General features: G+C 68.2%; 15 protein-coding genes and 2 pseudogenes. 11 read left to right on the top strand and 6 right to left on the bottom strand.

All coding sequences use genetic code 11. From position 1 onward, the window contains the following. Nucleotides 1–775: 775 nt before the first annotated feature. From QOM21_RS00770 to QOM21_RS00760, 3 genes are all read left to right on the top strand, one after another. Nucleotides 776–2359: a class I adenylate-forming enzyme family protein gene (locus QOM21_RS00770; RefSeq protein WP_407547537.1), complete on the top strand. Its 1584-nt coding sequence runs from the start codon at nucleotides 776–778 to the stop codon at nucleotides 2357–2359. A 335-nt stretch (nucleotides 2360–2694) separates the two neighbouring features. Beyond that, nucleotides 2695–2952 carry a hypothetical protein gene (locus QOM21_RS00765; RefSeq protein WP_407547536.1) on the top strand — a complete coding sequence of 86 codons (258 nt, stop codon included), beginning with the start codon at nucleotides 2695–2697 and terminating at the stop codon, nucleotides 2950–2952. A 376-nt stretch (nucleotides 2953–3328) separates the two neighbouring features. Further along, nucleotides 3329–4633 (top strand): MFS transporter, encoded by a 1305-nt coding sequence (locus tag QOM21_RS00760; RefSeq protein WP_407547535.1) that lies wholly within the window; start codon nucleotides 3329–3331, stop codon nucleotides 4631–4633. Between the two features lie 166 nt (nucleotides 4634–4799). Here QOM21_RS00760 and QOM21_RS00755 read toward each other — a convergent pair whose 3' ends face one another. Continuing rightward, nucleotides 4800–6290 carry an oxidoreductase gene (locus QOM21_RS00755; protein WP_407547534.1) on the bottom strand — a complete coding sequence of 497 codons (1491 nt, stop codon included), beginning with the start codon at nucleotides 6288–6290 and terminating at the stop codon, nucleotides 4800–4802. Nucleotides 6291–6398: 108 nt separating this feature from the next. Here QOM21_RS00755 and QOM21_RS00750 point away from each other — a divergent pair, with 108 nt between their 5' ends. Further along, complete coding sequence (locus QOM21_RS00750) at nucleotides 6399–6524, top strand: hypothetical protein (protein WP_407547533.1); 126 nt, start codon at nucleotides 6399–6401, stop codon at nucleotides 6522–6524. A gap of 258 nt (nucleotides 6525–6782) precedes the next feature. After that, nucleotides 6783–7205: a hypothetical protein gene (locus QOM21_RS00745; RefSeq protein WP_407547532.1), complete on the top strand. Its 423-nt coding sequence runs from the start codon at nucleotides 6783–6785 to the stop codon at nucleotides 7203–7205. Between the two features lie 95 nt (nucleotides 7206–7300). Here the strand turns inward: QOM21_RS00745 and QOM21_RS00740 are convergent, their stop codons facing one another. After that, complete coding sequence (locus QOM21_RS00740; protein ID WP_407547531.1) at nucleotides 7301–7963, bottom strand: hypothetical protein; 663 nt, start codon at nucleotides 7961–7963, stop codon at nucleotides 7301–7303. A gap of 27 nt (nucleotides 7964–7990) precedes the next feature. Between QOM21_RS00740 and QOM21_RS00735 the strand changes: the two genes are divergently transcribed. From QOM21_RS00735 to QOM21_RS00720, 4 genes are all read left to right on the top strand, one after another. Beyond that, nucleotides 7991–8266 (top strand): hypothetical protein, encoded by a 276-nt coding sequence (locus QOM21_RS00735; RefSeq protein WP_407547530.1) that lies wholly within the window; start codon nucleotides 7991–7993, stop codon nucleotides 8264–8266. A 1150-nt stretch (nucleotides 8267–9416) separates the two neighbouring features. Further along, nucleotides 9417–9794 (top strand): GDSL-type esterase/lipase family protein, encoded by a 378-nt coding sequence (locus tag QOM21_RS00730; RefSeq protein WP_407547529.1) that lies wholly within the window; start codon nucleotides 9417–9419, stop codon nucleotides 9792–9794. A 1259-nt stretch (nucleotides 9795–11053) separates the two neighbouring features. Next, nucleotides 11054–11539, top strand: a complete 486-nt coding sequence (locus tag QOM21_RS00725) for a DUF2975 domain-containing protein (RefSeq protein WP_407547528.1) — start codon at nucleotides 11054–11056, stop codon at nucleotides 11537–11539. Continuing rightward, nucleotides 11539–11760: a helix-turn-helix transcriptional regulator gene (locus QOM21_RS00720; RefSeq protein WP_362907333.1), complete on the top strand. Its 222-nt coding sequence runs from the start codon at nucleotides 11539–11541 to the stop codon at nucleotides 11758–11760. Before QOM21_RS00725 ends, QOM21_RS00720 begins: the two co-directional genes overlap by 1 nt. 234 nt (nucleotides 11761–11994) lie before the next feature. On the opposite strand, the gene QOM21_RS00715 is transcribed toward QOM21_RS00720, so the two are convergent. Beyond that, on the bottom strand, nucleotides 11995–12201 hold the full coding sequence (locus QOM21_RS00715; protein WP_407555535.1) for a zinc-binding dehydrogenase: 207 nt from the start codon (nucleotides 12199–12201) through the stop codon (nucleotides 11995–11997). A 35-nt stretch (nucleotides 12202–12236) separates the two neighbouring features. On the opposite strand from QOM21_RS00715, the pseudogene QOM21_RS00710 reads away from it, so the two are divergent. Both QOM21_RS00710 and QOM21_RS00705 read left to right on the top strand, forming a co-directional pair. Next, nucleotides 12237–12812: pseudogene (locus tag QOM21_RS00710) on the top strand (aldehyde dehydrogenase family protein); the annotation flags it as partial. Nucleotides 12813–12855: 43 nt separating this feature from the next. Further along, nucleotides 12856–13557, top strand: a pseudogene (locus QOM21_RS00705) (type 1 glutamine amidotransferase domain-containing protein). Between the two features lie 91 nt (nucleotides 13558–13648). On the opposite strand, the gene QOM21_RS00700 reads toward QOM21_RS00705, so the two are convergent. From QOM21_RS00700 to QOM21_RS00690, 3 genes are all read right to left on the bottom strand, one after another. Then, nucleotides 13649–14098, bottom strand: a complete 450-nt coding sequence (locus tag QOM21_RS00700) for an SRPBCC family protein (protein ID WP_407547527.1) — start codon at nucleotides 14096–14098, stop codon at nucleotides 13649–13651. A gap of 767 nt (nucleotides 14099–14865) precedes the next feature. Beyond that, nucleotides 14866–15051 (bottom strand): hypothetical protein, encoded by a 186-nt coding sequence (locus QOM21_RS00695; RefSeq protein ID WP_407547526.1) that lies wholly within the window; start codon nucleotides 15049–15051, stop codon nucleotides 14866–14868. A gap of 157 nt (nucleotides 15052–15208) precedes the next feature. Continuing rightward, nucleotides 15209–16666 carry a SulP family inorganic anion transporter gene (locus tag QOM21_RS00690; RefSeq protein ID WP_407547525.1) on the bottom strand — a complete coding sequence of 486 codons (1458 nt, stop codon included), beginning with the start codon at nucleotides 16664–16666 and terminating at the stop codon, nucleotides 15209–15211. Between the last annotated feature and the right edge of the window lie 60 nt (nucleotides 16667–16726).

Below are 16726 nucleotides of genomic sequence, written 5' to 3'. Positions count from 1 at the left end.
ACGCACACGCTCCACCAGGAACGCACGGAGTCCCCTCGCCCGAGCGGGAAGGCCCCGCCGGGGCAGCGCCCGGACGCCTCCCGGACAGGTGGCCGACCCCTTCAGCCCCGCCACGCACACCGCCATCGCAGCCTCCCCGCTGACCTCCCGGGACGCCGGATCACCCCCGTTCAGGAACCGGAAGCAGCCCGCCACCCGCGCTCCCGTCAACCTTCCCGCCACCCCACCCGGCACCCCCAGCGCACGGGAGCGCACAGACACACCCCTGAAGCAGTGAACATGACACTGGCACACCTCACACGCTGCCCTACGCCCCTTACGCCCGCAGGCCGCCGATGCCCGTAGTGCGCCATCGCCGCCCGCCTCGTGATCAGCACCGGCCAGAAGAAGAGTGAGCGCCCATCCGCCGCCACCGCCATGCGCATGCCGCGCGAGCACGACGAGAACGCCGCGCAGGGTCAGCGTCACCGCAGGGCAGCGGCCGGTAGTTCGCTCGGCGCGTCGGGCCGACCTTGCTGCCGGCCCGTCGGTCTCCGTCCAAGGGCCTGCCGGGGCCACACCACGGGGAGGGTTTCGCGCCATGATGACGGGCGCTCGTGGGCTCTCTCCAGCGCTCAACTGACCAGCCAGTAACGAATTTTCATTACGGCATGGGCATGGCACTCCGCTAGCTGATGGCCGAAGGCTGCCCCTGTGAGGACGGGGCTTCTGAGCAGCGTGTTTGGATGTGTTGGTGATTGTTAACGCACAGGAAACATCCGAGCCGCGGACGTACGTGGACTGCATTCTGGAGCACTGGCACAAGGACGAGGACGCCGAGGCCCTCGTCCAGGGTGCACAGCGGCTGACCAGAGGAGAGGCTCGGCGCCAGCTGTTCAGGTTGGGCCATGCACTGCGCGGGCAGGGGCTCGCGCCCGGCGATGGTGTGGGGCTTTTCCTGGCCAACCGCGTGGACTCCGTCCTGGTGCAGCTCGCCGTCCATCTCATAGGTTGCCGCGTCGTGTTCCTGCCGCCCGAGCCGGGGCCCGGCGAGCTCGCCGCCCTCGTCGAGCAGTCCCGAGCACGCGCCGTGGTCACCGACCCGCTCTTCGCGCAACGGGCCGCCGACGCGGCCGGCCGCAGCGTCCACGCCCCCCCACTGCTCAGCCTCGGGCCCAGCGAGCAGCCGTGCACGGACCTGCTGGCCCTGGCAGCCGAGTGCCCGGACGTCCGCCCCGACGGCGTGCCCGCCCCGGGAGCGGACGAAGCCGTCACCGTCCTCTACACCGGCGGAACCCTGGGCCGCCCCAAGCTCGCCGCGCACAGTCACCGGCTCTACGACGTGCTGGTGAACTTGATGGAAGACGCCCCGCAGAACTCCGGCTCCGCTTTCTTCCCGGCCATGAACCAGGACACGGACCGAGTGCTCGCCGCCACGCTGCTCACGCACGGCAGCGGCCACCTCACCTCGCTCCAGGCACTGGTGACAGGGTCCACCCTCGTTGTGCTGCCCGAGTTCGAAGCGGGCGCGGCGCTGACGGTAATGCGCGAGGAGCGGATCACCGCCACCATGCTCGTACCGCCCATGCTGTACGCGATTCTCGACCAGCCCGAGTGCGTATCGGGCGCCCTGCCCGAGTTGCAGCGGATCGTCGTCGGCGGCGCGGCCACGTCGCCCAGTCGGCTGCAGCAGGCGGTCGAGGTGTTCGGACCCGTCCTCAGCCAGGGCTACGGGCAATCGGAGGCGCTCGGCATCACCGCGTTCGGTGCGGAGGACCTCGCCTCGGAGGGAGCCTTGCGCCCCGAGCTCTGGCGCAGCTGCGGTCGCGCGATCTCCGACGTCGAGATCGAGATCCGTGGTGAAGACAGCACCGCGCCACTGCCCGTCAGGCAGGTCGGCGAGGTGTGCGTCCGTGGCGAGACGGTGATGCTCGGCTACTACGAGGACCCGGAGCGCACCGCGGAGGCCCTGCACGACGGCTGGCTGCGCACCGGGGACATGGGATATCTCGATGCCGAGGGGTACCTCTATCTCGTCGACCGGGCCAAGGACATCATCGTCACCGGCGCCACCAGCGACAACGTCTACTCCCGGGTCCTGGAGGACTTCTTGCTCACGCTGCCCGGTGTGCGTAACTCCGCGGCGCTGGGTGTGCCGGACGAGGAGTACGGGGAGGCCGTACAGATCTTCCTGGCCACGGCAGCGGGCGCTGACGTAGACCCGGAGGCGGTCGGCGCGGCGGTCACCGCCGAGTTGGGAGAGTTGTACACGCCCCGGAAGACGGTGCTGCTGGACCAGCTTCCGACGACCAAGGTCGGCAAGGTGGACAAGAAGGCGCTGCGCGCAGCGTGGACGAGCGGGGCCTTGGGCGCGCCGTAGGCTCCGTTGGTGTGGAGCACCCAGGCTGATGTGGGGTTAAGTGCGCCGGGAGACAGGGGCTTTGCGGCGCGCTTCGACGGCCCCTGTGCCCTGCGAAAGGGCGGAAGCGCGGCGTCACAGTCCTCTCGTGCACTTCTGGGAGGTCGCAGGGGCGGCGTCCGCGCCGGAGCTACCCCGCTTCGACGCTCTTCACCGAGGGGCACGTCGCCGGCTGGATCCGGACGGTGGATCCCCCTTGGTGAAGAGCCTGCTGACCTGAGGAACCCATCAGGTTCCGGAATGGGCGAAGGGTGTGCCCGCAAGTGACCCCTGCGGCTGAAGATCGTTGGTGGATCATGAACAACATCAAGCGTGTACTCGCCGCTGTCGCCGTCGCAGGGGCCGCCCTGTCCTTCACCTCGGCCGCACAGGCCGCACCCCAACCGCCCAGTGGTGGCCTGTTGTCTCTCGACGGGCGCCCCGGTGTGGCTGATCGCAACACTCTTGGCGCCACCGTGGACGATCTTCTTGGAACCAACAACGTGCGGGACACGACCGCCCCTGGCTCCGTCGGCAACGACGTGGACCGGCTGCTCACCCGCAACGCCAAGTGACGTGATCGCTCTGCTCTGAGCCAGGCGTGGGGCGTCCGCAGCGCCCACGGCTGGCCGGCAGGGACTCGTTCATGGCGTCAGTCCTCCCCAGAAGGGGCCCGCCCCGCTCGGATAGGGCGGTAGGCGTGCCCCTGGGGGACGGCCTGTCGCCACAGCGTGCGATTCGCGAAGTGCGCCCTGTCGATCCCTTGTGGGTGGTTCTGGCACTGGGTCAGATGCTCGGCGACCGCGGCGAGGTTGGCGGCGTCGGCGCCCTCGTTTTTCGGCTTCGCGGCTTGGAGGGCGTCGACTGCGGCGAGGGATGTGCAGTGGCCCATTGATGCGCCCGCGGCTCGCACTCCCGTAACCGATGGTCACGCTGGGTAGTTGAAGTGGCATGCACGACGTACGCACCGTAACGGCGCCCTCCATGCTGCGGCTCGCGACCGCCTCACTCGCCGGTACCGCCATCGAGTTCTACGACTTCTTCGTCTACGGGACCGCTGCGGCGCTGGTCCTGGGCCCGCTGTTCTTCCCCACGTTCTCCTCGGCCGCCGGGACACTGGCCGCCTTCGGGACCTTCGGCGTGGGCTTCGTCGCCCGGCCGCTCGGCTCGGTGCTGTTCGGACACATCGGGGACCGGCACGGCAGACGACCGGTTCTCATCGCGTCATTGCTCCTCACCGGCGCTTCCACGGTCGCGGTCGGCTGCGTGCCGACATACGACACGATGGGGGTTGCCGCTCCCGTGCTGCTGCTCGTCCTGCGGTTTCTGCAGGGGCTCGGGCTCGGCGGGGAGTGGGGCGGAGCGGTGCTGCTGACCGCGGAGCACGCACCCGCCGAACGACGCGTGCTGTGGACGAGCGTTCCGCAGGTCGGGCCGTCGCTGGGGTTCCTGCTTGCCAACGGCGTGATGCTGGCGCTGTCGGCGACACTGTCCGACGCGCAGTTCGCGTCCTGGGGGTGGCGCGTGCCCTTCTGGGCCGCAGGGCTGCTGGCCGTGGCAGGACTGTGGCTGCGATCGTCGCTGGCAGAGAGCCCACGGTTCCTCGAAATGGATGACCGCGCACGCGTGCCGCTTGCCGAAGTCGTGCGCGACCACTGGCGGCTCGTCCTGCTGACCGCCGGCGCGCTCGCGGCGGGATACGCCATCTTCTACGCCGTGACCACCTGGTCCCTCGCCTACGGGACGGAGCGACTGGGGGTGAGCCGTACGGTCATGCTGACCTGCATCATGGCCGCCGTGGTGGTGAAGGGCTCAGCCACGCCGCTGGTGGCCATGCTGGCCGACCGTTTCGGCCGACGGCCCCTGTGCCTCGCGGGATGCGCGGGCTCCGCCCTGTGGATGTTTCCGATGGTCGCGCTCCTCGCCACGGGGGCTCCGCTTTTGATGTTCCTCGGCATCCTGGGGGCGATGCTGGCGTTCATCACGATGTTCGCCGTGATCGCCGCGTATCTGGCGGAGCTGTACGAGCCGCGCGTGCGCTGCACGGGAGCCGCGGTCGGCTACAACCTTGGCGGAGTCCTCGGCGGCGCGCTGACGCCGATCGTGGCGACGGCGCTCGCTGAGCAGGGCGGCCCGGTGCCCTGGGGTGTGGCCGCGTATCTGACGGGGCTCGCTCTGCTCAGCCTGGGCTGCTTCGCGCTGCTGCCGGAGACGCGCCCGGCGCGTGTGATGGCGGCGGAGCCCGCAGTCGGATGACCGGTCAGGCGTGAGGACGTGCCCAGAACACCTTCCTGTGAGGCGGGCGCGTGGGTGGGGCCGGTGGGCTGGGGCCTGATGTGGTGGCCATCCGGCCGGTGCGACATCTGCCGAGGACAACCTCGAAGGTTGACTCATCGCTGAGGGCGTGAGCGCGTCGGGTCTGTCAGTTCCTGTTCAGGGTGCGGGACACGCCGGCGACAACAGCCGTGGTGAGGAGCCAGCCGACCGCGATCAGTAGGTAGGAGAGCCACTGTGTCGCCCCGGTCCAATGCCATGCGCTGCGCTGGCCGAAGTCACCGATGGGGAAGAGCAAGTCGACGGTGTAGATGAAGGGGTTGAACGGGTCGCCCTCTCCGGTCTTCGTCCGGATCGGCGAGCGGGCGCTGAACACCAGGCTGCCGAGCAGGCAGAGCGCGGTCATCCACAAGGCGGCCAGCCAGGGCCGATAGCCGTACCCGACGGCGGCATCGAGCAGGTATCCCCACACCCGTCCGGGTCGGTTCAGGGTGCGGCGGCGGTGGCGCTGCTTCTCCAGCAGCACCGTCCGGGCATCGTCGTCGTGGCCGGCCTGGCGGTAGCAGGCGGCGAGCTGCTCGTACGGCTGCGGGGCGTAGCCCGGGTTCCGGCGGATCCACGCCAGGCGTTGGGCAACATCCTCCTGCGGGGGTGTTCTGTCGGAGCGGAGGGAGCCGTAGACGAAGCCATCCATTCGTACCTCCGCCGGCCAGCTCTGCTCGCGGTCGTGCAGAACAGTCGCCCTGGCACCCTGCAGGTCCACTGCTCCCGTTGGCCTTGCGGCGAGGCTGAAGTCGAATGTTCCGACCTGCATTCCGACGCCGAACAGCGCCGTGTCGCCACCTCGGAGGGTGGCTCCCTCAAGGGTCAGCAGGTCCGATATCTGAGCACCCCGCATCCGCAGAGTTCCCACCGCGCTGAAGCCTTCGGACATGTCGACCACCGTGGCAGTCGCGTTGTCCGCAATCAGTGCCATGCCGTCAGGGCTCTCCAGGCGCGCGCCCTGCATGAACAGGCCACCGGACAATTGCGCGCCCGGCAGCCGCACCCCGCCCCGCGTGGTGAAACCCTTCTGGCAGAAGATGCCACCGCCCATGACCAGGCCGCCCGCGAACACCGCCCATTGCCCGGACGCCGATATCCGCGCCCCGTTCAGATCCAGCTCTCCAGCCACATGAGCGTTGATGAGGGAGAGGCGACCTGTTTCCATCACGGACCTGTTCAGGTCGAAATGGCCCTCGATGCGGGCCAGTCCGGCGTCCACACCGGGGACCCAACTGCTCGTGATGCGGATTGTCCGCGTGGAGGCCGCGTAAAAGCTGGCTGCCTGCTCCAACCGGCATTCCTTCAGCCAGAGCAGGTGGTTGATCTCCGCACCGTCCAGATCGAGGCGGCCGGTGATCCGTGCGCCTGCGAGGTGCAGGGAAGGGACTGTGCTCGACCGCTCCGTGTTGCCGCCCAGCAGAAGGGCAGCCACGACCTCGGCGCGGACTGTGCGCTCGGCCCCCCAGTGAGCCCCTCCGGCGGGATCGTCGTCCTCAGGCGCCCCGGTCCGCAGATCCACCCACCGCCCCTCGGGGAAGGAATCCCACAACGCACGCTCTGCCGCGGTCAGTTCGTCGTAGATCAGCACCGCCACAGGCTACGGGTGCTTCGCTTCGTCGCTGCTGTATGCGAGGTAAACGAACTCGCTGCGACCGGGGCGTTCACGGACTTCGAGCCGTCCCGAATGGCCCCGTTCGCCGCGATGAACCGGCGTCAGTTCGGCAGGCTGATCAACAAGCTACGGCAATCGACGGTGTGGATCCGGTCCCGCAAGGGCCGACCCAGGAGGCTGGCGCTGGAGGACCACCTTCTGCTGACCGTCGCGTAGTGGCGCGCAGTCGGTGACTCCTGGCTCGTGCGGATCTGGCCTTCGATCGCCTGGCGGGTACGGCGCGAGGGATCCGATGCCGGGGGGTCCGCCCGGACCGAGCGAGCGTGAGTGCGTCGGCGGCCGTTCCCGCCGCTCGGGTGGGATTCGATGGAATGGTCCAGAGCTGCCGCCTCCGCTACAGTGCGATCTTTGTTCGATTCGTTGGTGGTGTAGGGGGAGATCGTGAGTGTCCAACTGCGAGACACTGCACAGGCTTTGGCGCAGACACTCTGGCGGGAGCACACCGTCTACCGGGAGCGGTCCGGGGGAGTGGTGATCCGAGGTGTGCATGTGCAGCGCTGGATCAGTCTCGCGCCTGCCGGAGGTAGGGACGAGATACTCATCCGGGCGGGGCGCATCCTCGAGGGTGGCACCACCGCGCCGGCGCGATCGGAAGCCGTGGTGTCGCTCTCCACTGACACTGCCCAGCTTGCGGCGACCTGCCGCCGCCTGCTCGCCGAAGCGGCCTCCGGCCCTCCGCCGGCCGCGTCCAGGCCGGCGGCATCCCGTCAGGCGGTCAACTCCGTTGCGCGTACCGGTCGAGGCGCGCGTGGCAGGGGCCTTGGCTACTGGGCAATTGTCGTCTGTGTGGTCGGGATTGCGGCCCTTTCGGTCTACGGCGCTTCGCTGAGTACGTAACGAGCCTGGCCATGCAGTCGTCGGGGAGCTTGCGGCCTGGCCACATCAGCCTTGGAGGGCGAGGGCTCCCCTCCTCCCTTCGGGGAGGGGAGGATTCAAACCATCGGGATCAGGAGCCCGGGAAGGTCACCGGCCTGAACGGCTTCCTGGTCGATGGACAGGCCGCAGTAGCTTCCGACGGCGGTGAACACCGCTTCGGGCAGCCGGGGACGGTGCTCTTCGTAGTACGCCGTCACGGCGGCTTCGCCCACGTCCCCGATGGCCGGGAACACCGCGCCCGCCGCGTGGAGTGCCGTGTCCAGTGCGGAGGCATCCCCGGTGTCCGCTCCGAATTCGGCCTGCCAGGCACGCCCGTCACCCGGTGCATGGATGATCCTGTGCGGTGGGCTCCACCAGTTCATCGTCACGCAGACGATCTCCTCGTCCGGGCAGGGACGCATCGACTCCACCCCTTGGTAGCCGGTGGCCCACGTCGCCATGCCCCAGTCTTCCAGCACGTACACCCAGTCCCCGCATGCGCCGTACATGGCGCGGTTGACGTGCGGTGACCGATCGCCCCGGCGCCTCGCCGGCACGGTGATGTCCTTGCAGGGGGTGCGGGCGGCCAGCTCATCGAGGTCGGCGCCCAGCGCGATGAGGAACTCGTCGGCATCCGGTCCGCGGACACAGGTCAGCGATATTCCGCCGAGCATTCCGGGCAGGGCGGCGGACTTCTCTGTGGTGCTGTGTGCGCCTATCCAGGCGATCCCGTCAGACATACGGATCACACTACTGACCTTGAATTCATGATTTCGCCAGTCGTACATGACCAGGCCGGTGCCGGCGAGGCGAGCGGCGAAGAGGCCCGGGCGGTACTGGGGCTGCTGCGCCTGCGCTTCACGGCCCTGGTGATCTGGCACAGGCCGGCTGCGCAATGCTGCGATGCCTCCCTTGACCGTCGACCAGATGCCTTCCTGTGGTTCAGATCCGTTGCGGGCGAGGGCAGTTGGAATGCGGTGAGCCAGTTGGTGTTCCGCGGCGGGGAACTTCAGAAAGGGGGCGGTCAGGCGGAGTGCGGATAGGGGCGTTGTCCCAGACCAGTACCGTCGAGCTATCGAGCTGGACGCGGGGGCGCGAGGGCCGGCGGAGCACGTCACTGAAGGCACGCCACCCGAAGCCCTTCGGCTGGTCCTTGACCCATTGTGGTCGGAGTTCCCTGGCCAACGGTCGGGGTAAGCGGCCGTTGTTCCCGGACGAGGATCAGGTGGTGCGGTAGGTGGACAAGCACCTGTGCCGCCCCGGGGCCTGGTGGCTCTGACCTGCACCGGTTAGGGAATCGGCTCGCCGTCTGAGCGGCCGTTCGATTTCTCCGGGGTCGTTGTCAGTGGTGGGCTCTACCTTGGTGGTATGGCCCGTGGAAGGGGCCGGAGGACGTCAAGGGGGAGGCGGCATGCCTGAGTGGGTTTGGGCGATACTCGTTCCGGTCGGTCTGTTGGCTGTGGGTCTGGGGGCGTTCTTGGTCTGGGCTCGTCTGGGGACGAAGGAACCGTTGAAGCACGACAACCGGATGCCGGAGACCCATTTTCGGCAGGGTGGTGGGATCGGCGGCGGCTGATCGGTGGCATCCGGTCAGCATGGCCGCGCCTTGCTGTGGCCGAGCCGGGCTGAATGCGGTGGCGGGGAACATGTCCTGCCCGGAACGGTCATTCCAGCATGGCCAAGCACGTTGACCAGCCGGAGTCCGCACGGCCCGTACGCTCAGGCGATAACAGACGGGACATCAACTCACCTATTGCGGTCCGTCCGTGGACAGCATCGCTTCGGTCAGTTCGGTCAGTGGGTCCGGTCAAGGGGAAGTGGGAGTCCGCCGGGAAGTACCACAGGTGCTCGGCCGCAACAGAGGGAGAGACGCCCTACGTACCACGCTCATTCCCACGGCCCCCTGCTGAGCGGTGTTTCTGGGTGAAGCACGTTCCGGAGACCAGAGGATAGGCAGCAAGACCAGTGCCCGTATGCAGAGTTCTGCTGCGTGTGTGCCCGCCTCAATGCCGAAGCTGGATGAGGCGGTCCGTGGCGTGGAGGCCCGTAAATCCCTAGGCTGATCGGCGGTTCGGCCGGGAGTGATCGGGCGGCGGAGCCGCGGTGTCGGCGGCCTATCGGGGGCTGTCGGTGCGATGTCGGTGGTATTTGGCACCTTTCGGAGGGACCTGCCGGGTATCCATCCGGCACACGTTGGACCCGAAGGGGTACGTCATCCCGGTGGGGGAGTTCGAAGCAGGATATGAGCGCCTGCTCGCTCCCCTCGCCGAGGCGGGCACGCAACTGATCCTCATAGAGCCCTTCCTCCTGCCGATCGACGGCGGCGTCGAGGCCGGAGACGCACTCATCGGAGAGGAGGAGCGGAGGTTATGGCGCACCGACCTGGACCCGAAGATCCATGCCGTGCGCGAACTCGCTCACAAGTACGGCGCGCATCTGCGGGACGCCGACGCCATGTTCGCCGAGCTTGCCGCGAAGACCTGGCCGGAGTACTGGGCCGCGGACGGTGTGCATCCGACGCCGGCCGGTCACGCCGCACTCGCGGAGGCCTGGCTGCGCCTGGTGGCGTGAGCGGGTCTGGCTGATCGCCCGCGACACGATCGCGAGGAGCTTCGCCGGTCCGGCCGTCCTCGGTGGACCGTAGGTGCGTGGGCGGGATGAGCCGGCTGACGGCAAGTCCTTGCTCGGCTGTGTCCCGTTGCCACCTGGGCGGATCGGCGCTGTGCCGGCCGTTTGCTGTGCCTGTTGGCAATCTCGCCCATCGAAAGCACCTTGTCTTCAACGTCGTCGCCATGCAGGCGCGTTGGAGACAAGGTGCGGTGGCCCGCGGCCGTTGCCGAGCGCGAGCGGGCCGGGCCAGGGAACAAGCCGAGCCGTTCAGCTCAGTTTGCCTTGATCGGTGACTGTGCCCTAGTCAGCACAGACGCCGACACCAAGCGTGACGCCCCTGGTGGCGCTGCTGAATCCGTCGCTGCGCTAGCGGCGGATGTCACGCGCGATCGGTCCCTGGGGTCGCTCCTCACGGGTGTAGGTCACTCGCTCACCTGCCCTGAGAGTCGACGGTCCGCTTTCGGTGCTGCCGAACTCGCCATAGGGGGCGAGAACATCGGCCCCGTCTTCGTCCGCACGGATGACGGCTTCCGCCCGTCCGTCACTGACTGCCTGCACGGTTCCGGTCCTGTGTTTCTTCACCTGAACTCCCGATGTGGTTGTGGTGCGTTGTGCTGCCATTCGCGGCAGTGAGGCGACCTGAAGCGTGCGGGCCGCCGCCCTGTGGCTTCACTGGTCCAGCGGTGCGCACTCTTCGGTTGCTTCTACGCCTAACCGACCATTTCCTGGGAAATCGGCGTGCATTGAGTTGTCTGGGGCACCCCCGCACTCCGGGCGCGCGCAAGGGTGGGAGTTCTCGCCCCGCTCCCTCTCGCTGGCCGCTGGCGGATCCGTCGGCCGCACGTCTCCCTTGCGTGTCTGGCTGCCCCGTCGGGCACATGCTGCTGAGGCTTTGAGGAGAGATTCGCGTCGCACCTTGTGGCCGTGGTCCTTCGCGACCTTCGCGGTCCGGCCGGTCACCAGCGGCTGAGCCGGTACGCCGAACCCGAATCCCGGCCGTGTGCGCACATGCTCGAAGAGGGCGGCGGGCTGCTGGAGAGCCGCCGCGCGTCGAGCAGGACCGCTGCTTCAGTGGTGGTTTCCTCATCGGCGGAGGTGGGGTTGACGACGGCCGGGCCACGGGCACGCCAGACGCGAAGCTGCCGTCCCCCGCTCCCAGGCCTTGCTCCATCTATCGAGATTCGATAGATTCACATCGCAACTCGATGGAAGGATGGGCCATGGCAAAGCTGACAGTGGGTGCGCTGCGTGCCGTGCTTGCGGTGGTGCTCGCCGGCACCGTGTTCGTGCAGGCATTGATGGTGTGGGCATTGGCCACCGACCCGGAGGACGGGACGCTGCCGCTGACCCCGCTACGCGTGATCGCGATCCTGGGCATGGTGTCGGTCCAGGTCACCGTGGTCTGCGTATGGCGGCTGGTAACCATGGTGCGCCGCGGAACAGTGTTCTCCCACGCCGCCTTCCGGTACGTGGATGCCGTGATCGGTGCGATCGTGGCGGCTGCCCTCCTGTGGTTCGCGGTCACGGTCCTCAACGCGCCGGGCCAGCGGGCCGACCCGGGCGTCACCGTCATCATGGGCGGGATCGCCCTGGCCATCCTGGGGGTCGCGCTCATCGTGCTCGTGCTGCGCATGCTGCTCGCCCAGGCCGTCGCGCGCGACGTCGAAGCGGCGCAGATGGAGGCCGAGCTGGGCGAGGTGATCTGATGGCGATCGCCGTCGACATCGACGTGATGCTGGCCAGGCGGAAGATGTCCGTGGGCGAGCTCGCGGACCGCGTAGGGATCACGCCCGCCAACCTGGCGGTACTCAAGAACGGCCGCGCCAAGGCGGTGCGCTTCGCGACCCTCGCCGCGCTCTGCGAGGTGCTCAAGTGCCAGCCGGGCGACCTGCTGCGCTGGGAGGCCGAGGACGCCGCGGGCGGATGACGTGCCCCGGGCGGGGTGTCGCATCGCCTGACGCCACCGGCCTGTGACACGGCAGGTGGACCGCGGCGCCCCCTGAACGCCTCCTCCAGCGCAGCGCATCCGTCGCGGTCTACAACACTCGAGCACCGCAGCGACCCGTGGACGGCTGCCTCGCCGAGGCCGGTCTGGCCATCAGGTGCCCGCTAGTAGTGACTACGGCGCGGTCGGGTGGATCCATCCGACCCCGGGTTCGTTTTAGTCGTTCACCAGCAGGATCTTGCCGATGTGCCGGCCTGCGTCCATGCGCCGGTGCGCCTCGGCGGCCTCGGCCATGGGCAGGGTCTGATCGATGATGAGCTGCACGGCTCCGTTCTCGATCATCGGCCACACCTTCTCTTGCGCTTCGGCCACGATGGCGGCTTTCTGCTCTGTGGGCCGGGTGCGCAGGGTGGTGCCGTGCACCGACAAGCGGCGGAAGACCAGCTCGGCGAGGTTGCATCGACGTCGGCTCCCTCACCACCCCCTCCCAACTGGACACCGTCACCGCACACGTCGACGACGCCGTCACCAAGGGCGCGACCGTCCTGGCCGGCGGCACGGCCCGCCCCGACCTGGGCCCGCTGTTCTACGCACCGACCATCCTCACCGACGTCACCCCAGCCATGACGCTGTACGCACACGAGACCTTCGGCCCCGTCGTCTCCCTCTACCCCTTCGACAACGTCGACGAGGCGATCGCGCGGGCCAACGCCACCCCCTACGGTCTCAACGCCAGCGTCTGGACCCGCAACGGGGCGCGGGGCCGGGCCGTCGCCGCACGCATCCACGCCGGCACCGTCAACGAAGCCTTCGCCGCGGCCTGGGGCAGCATCGACGCACCGATGGGCGGCATGGGCGACTCAGGAATCGGCCGCCGCCACGGCGCGGACGGAATTTTCAAATACACCGAGCCGCAAACCGTCGCCCATCAGCGCCTCCAGGGCTTCACCCCGCCGGCCCGCATCTCGCCCGACACCTGGGTCGCGCTCCTGACCGGCGCACAGAAAGTCCTCAAGGCCGTCGGTGCTCGCTGAGCCCCTTACGGGAGGGGAGCCGTACCACGCAAGGGAGGCAGAGATGACCAGAGTCCTTTCGTCGTGCCCGCAGCAGACCGCTGGACGCTGAAGGACGGCGAAGTGCACCCCTCGGGCTACTGGGGCGAGGAACTCGCCGTGCCGCACAAGATCTTCACCCGCGCAGGATCGGAGATCACGCTGGCCACGCCCGGCGGCAGGGCTCCCACGCTGGACCGCCTGAGGCATGTCCCGTACCGCAGGCATGCCCTCCAAATTGCGCGAGGTCGCCCGGTACCCCGGCTCCATCCAGGGCGAGTTGAACAATCGCAGGCCCCTGGAGGAGATCGACCCGGACGCATTCGACCTGGTCTTCTACCCGGGCGGGCACGGACCGATGGAGGACCTCGCCGTCGACCCGGTCTCGGGAGCTCTCCTCACCCGCGTGCTGCACTCCGGCAAGCCGCTGGCGCTGCTGTGCCACGCACCGGCGGCCACGTTCGCGGCGAGGAACGAGGACGGCTCGTGGCCGTTCGCCGGATACCGGCTGACGGGCCTGTCCAACCTGGAGGAGAAGTTCAACAGCTTCGGACGCAAGGCGATCTGGCTCCTGGAAGACCGCCTGCGCGAAAGCGGCGCCGACTACCGCAAGGGACGCCTGCCCCTGCGTCCGTTCATGGAAGTCGACCGCAACCTCTACACCGGACAGAACCCCGCCTCCTCCGAACTGCTCGCCAAGCGGCTCGTCGACGACTCGCGTCGATGAGCACGGCGCAGCCGTTCAACGCGTCATCGCACTGGCCGATCTTGGTTGGGGACGTCGCGGTCGCAACGGTAGAGCCGTCTCCCTCGACCACTCAGCCGAAAGTGCTGGCGAGGTAGGCGTTGCGGGTTCTGATGAGGTGGGGCATGTACCGGCCCAGGACAAACCTGTCCGCGATGCGTCCGACGGGCCCCAGGGGTGAAGCGAAGTCGATGACGTCTCGCATGATGGTGCCGCCGTTGCCGTCCGGCTCGAAGTGGTGGGCGTGACGCCATAGTGCGAAGGGCCCGGACTCCTGCTCGTCCACGAAACGTCGGGGCCGATCGTACGAGGTGATGCGGGCCTTGAGTCGCCACGTCAGGCCGAAATGGCGAGCCTGGAAGGTCACCGTGTCACCGAGCGACAACTCGCCCCGGGTCCTGCCGCCAACGGCGCGCTCTGCCGAATCGGCCATCGAGCGGGTGTGCGCCTCCACGTCCAGGCAAACCGCGAACACCTGGTCCGGGGGTGCGGCGATGGCTGTCACGACCTCGAAGTGCTTCACAAGTGGATTCTAGGAGCTGGGGATTCCGGGCCCTTCTCAGGGCATGTCGATCGAACCTCAGGCGCGGTGCTCCTCCTGGGTCTGCGCGAGACGGAGTCGGACGGCTGCGGGGCGACTGCGTGATGACTGTGCGGACCGGCAGTGGTTGGAGCTGCCCGAGGAAGGCTTGCGGGGAAGTTGTCGGTCACACGACCGAGAAAGAGATGCCATGCCCTTCGTCGACGCGTCGGTCCAGCAAGCTGATGACCAGCGAGCTCGGCCGGGTCGCCCCGATCGTCCTTCCCGGCGAGTCGTCCGCGGCGGACTTGGGGAGCGGGTGGGGCCTGGGGCTTCGCCGGGTGGCTGCTCGGTGGTGGGAGTTGGCCAGGGCGAACTGCCGCAGCGGGCCGAAGTGGGCCTCGATGGGCCGGCCGATGAGACGTGGGCCGGGGCGAAGCACAGCTCGACCCTGATCTGCTTCGCGCAGCAGTGCATGTCCGCCGTGGTGTGGTGGAGAACTGTCCAAGGTGATGTAGATCGGAGCGTCGCCGGCTCGTGCGGCACGGATCACCTTCAGCGCGGCCAAGGCTCGATACGCCGCCTTGGCCATCGGGTTGCCGTCCCAGCGCCTCCTCGCGCGTCAAGTCCTCCAGCAGCCACTCTCCATCCGCCAGGAAGCGCGTCACATTCGAGGCTCGGCCAGGGCGGAGGCGCATGTTGACCGCGATCTGGACGGGGGACCGGCTCATGGAGCTGCGCTATCGACGCGCCGGAGGTAGCTGTGAGCGTTACCCGTCCTGCTCTTCGTCGATTGCTGTCGTTTGAGCAGTGATGTGTTCTTGGTCGGACGGAGGTGCTGTTGGTGTGTCGATGTCGTTCTCGCTGGCGTCTTCACGGCGCTTTTTCAGCGCGAGTTCCTTGGCTGTCTTTTCTGAGTGCAGTCTCATTTCTGCCTCGGCCCTGAGGTCGTACACCGTTTGCCTCCTGAGCTTTACCGTGCGTGATCGGTGTGGGAGTGCCCGGGGTTGCTGTCCCTCGCCCGACGTCGAGCGAGGGACAGCGGTGGACAGGGCTTGTGTGTCTGTTGTCAGGGCGAACTGTCCGAGGGGGGTGTTCTAGATGAGCGGCCGGTCAGGCTGTCACAAGCATGTCGAGCGTGATGCCCCGCTGTTTTGCCCAGTTCTCCAGCGTAGTGCGGCAGGCGTGGTCGAGGTGGCGCAGCTCGGAGAGGTCGAGTTCGATGGGCTTGTCGTGGGGGAGGGCTTCGAGGGTTTCGAGCATGCGGGGTAGGCGGAGGAAGGTGGCTGAGCCGGTGAGGGTGACGAGAAGCCGGCCGTCGGTCGTCTCGTGAGTCTCGAGGTGGATGTGGGAGGTTTCCCAGGCGCTTTTGATCACGGCGAGGGCGATGCCGAGGAGGACGCCTTCGAACATGTTGGTGGTGATGATGGCGATCGCGGTGACGGCGAGGACGAGGGCCTCGCCGCGGTGCGTGCGCCACAGGGGGAGGAGGTCCTTGACCGGGACGAGCTTGCAGCCGGCGTGGACGAGAACCCCGGCGAGCGCGGCCAGGGGAATGATGCCGATCGCGGCCGGGAGGAGAGCGGCGAAGAGCACGAGCCAGAGTCCGTGCAGGATGCGGGAGAGTTTGGTCTTGGCTCCGGCCTGGACGTTGGCGGAGCTGCGGACGATGACCGCTGTCAGCGGCAGCGCGCCGAGCACTCCGCAGATGGCGTTGCCCACGCCCTGGGCCATCAGCTCCTTGTTGAAGTCGGTTCGCGGTCCGTCGTGCATGCGGTCGACTGCGGCAGCGCTGAAGAGGCTTTCGGCCGAGGCGATGAGGGTGAAGGCGAGGACCGTGCCGAGGGCGGCGATGCTGCCCAGCGAGGCGAAGTCGGATAGCCCTGGGGGCTGGATGGCCGAGAGGAGCCCCTGTACCTCGACTCGGGGGACGGACCATCCGGCCATCGCGGTCGCGCCGGTGGCCAGGGCGACCGCGGCAAGGGGTGCGGGGAGCAGCTGGGCGCGGGCCGGGAGCTTCTTCCACAGCACCAGGACGGCGATGGTGCCTGCACCTATGGCGAACGCGGTCAGGGCTTGGCTGGAGGTGGCGATCTCGGTCACCAGGTGCGGCATCCCCAGGATCTTGCCGATCCCCGAGCGGGGCTGCTTGACGTCGGCCATGGTGTAGAGCTGACCGAAGATCAGAACGAGTCCGATCCCGGCGAGCATGCCCTGGACGACGGCGACCGTGATCGCGCGGAAGAAGCGCCCGAATCGCAGTGCGCCCAGGGCGAGTTGGGCAAGTCCAGCGAGCAGAACGATGGCCCCCAGAACACCGAGGCCGAATTCCTGCACTGCCTCGAAGACCAGGACGGTCAGGCCGGCGGCCGGTCCGCTGACTTGAAGGCTGCTGCCGGGAAGGAAGCCGACGACCAGGCCGCCGACTATGCCGGTGATCAGACCGAGTTCGGCGGGCACGCCGGAGGCTACGGCCACACCCACGCACAGGGGTAGGGCGACCAAGAAGACGACGAGCGAAGCCAGGACATCGCGCCGAAGATGGGCGGGCTTTTTGAGGGTGGAGAGCATCAGTGAACTTCCTCGCACAGCGGAAGCGGAAGGGGAGGTACTGGGCGGCCCGTGGGACGG

Origin of the sequence: Streptomyces sp. Pv4-95, from assembly GCF_045782725.1 — a bacterium.
Taxonomy (GTDB): Bacteria; Actinomycetota; Actinomycetes; order Streptomycetales; family Streptomycetaceae; genus Streptomyces.
This window is presented reverse-complemented; position numbering and strand designations above follow the sequence as displayed.

Bases quoted from the DNA above. Each gene is read 5' to 3' on its own strand.
- QOM21_RS00720 (WP_362907333.1), top strand. From the start codon at position 11,539: ATGGCGATCGCCGTCGACATCGACGTGATGCTGGCCAGGCGGAAGATG.
- QOM21_RS00690 (WP_407547525.1), bottom strand. From the start codon at position 16,666: ATGCTCTCCACCCTCAAAAAGCCCGCCCATCTTCGGCGCGATGTCCTG.
- QOM21_RS00725 (WP_407547528.1), top strand. From the start codon at position 11,054: ATGGCAAAGCTGACAGTGGGTGCGCTGCGTGCCGTGCTTGCGGTGGTG.
- QOM21_RS00750 (WP_407547533.1), top strand. From the start codon at position 6,399: ATGAACCGGCGTCAGTTCGGCAGGCTGATCAACAAGCTACGGCAATCG.
- QOM21_RS00760 (WP_407547535.1), top strand. From the start codon at position 3,329: ATGCACGACGTACGCACCGTAACGGCGCCCTCCATGCTGCGGCTCGCG.
- QOM21_RS00740 (WP_407547531.1), bottom strand. From the start codon at position 7,963: ATGTCTGACGGGATCGCCTGGATAGGCGCACACAGCACCACAGAGAAG.
- QOM21_RS00765 (WP_407547536.1), top strand. From the start codon at position 2,695: ATGAACAACATCAAGCGTGTACTCGCCGCTGTCGCCGTCGCAGGGGCC.
- QOM21_RS00735 (WP_407547530.1), top strand. From the start codon at position 7,991: ATGATTTCGCCAGTCGTACATGACCAGGCCGGTGCCGGCGAGGCGAGC.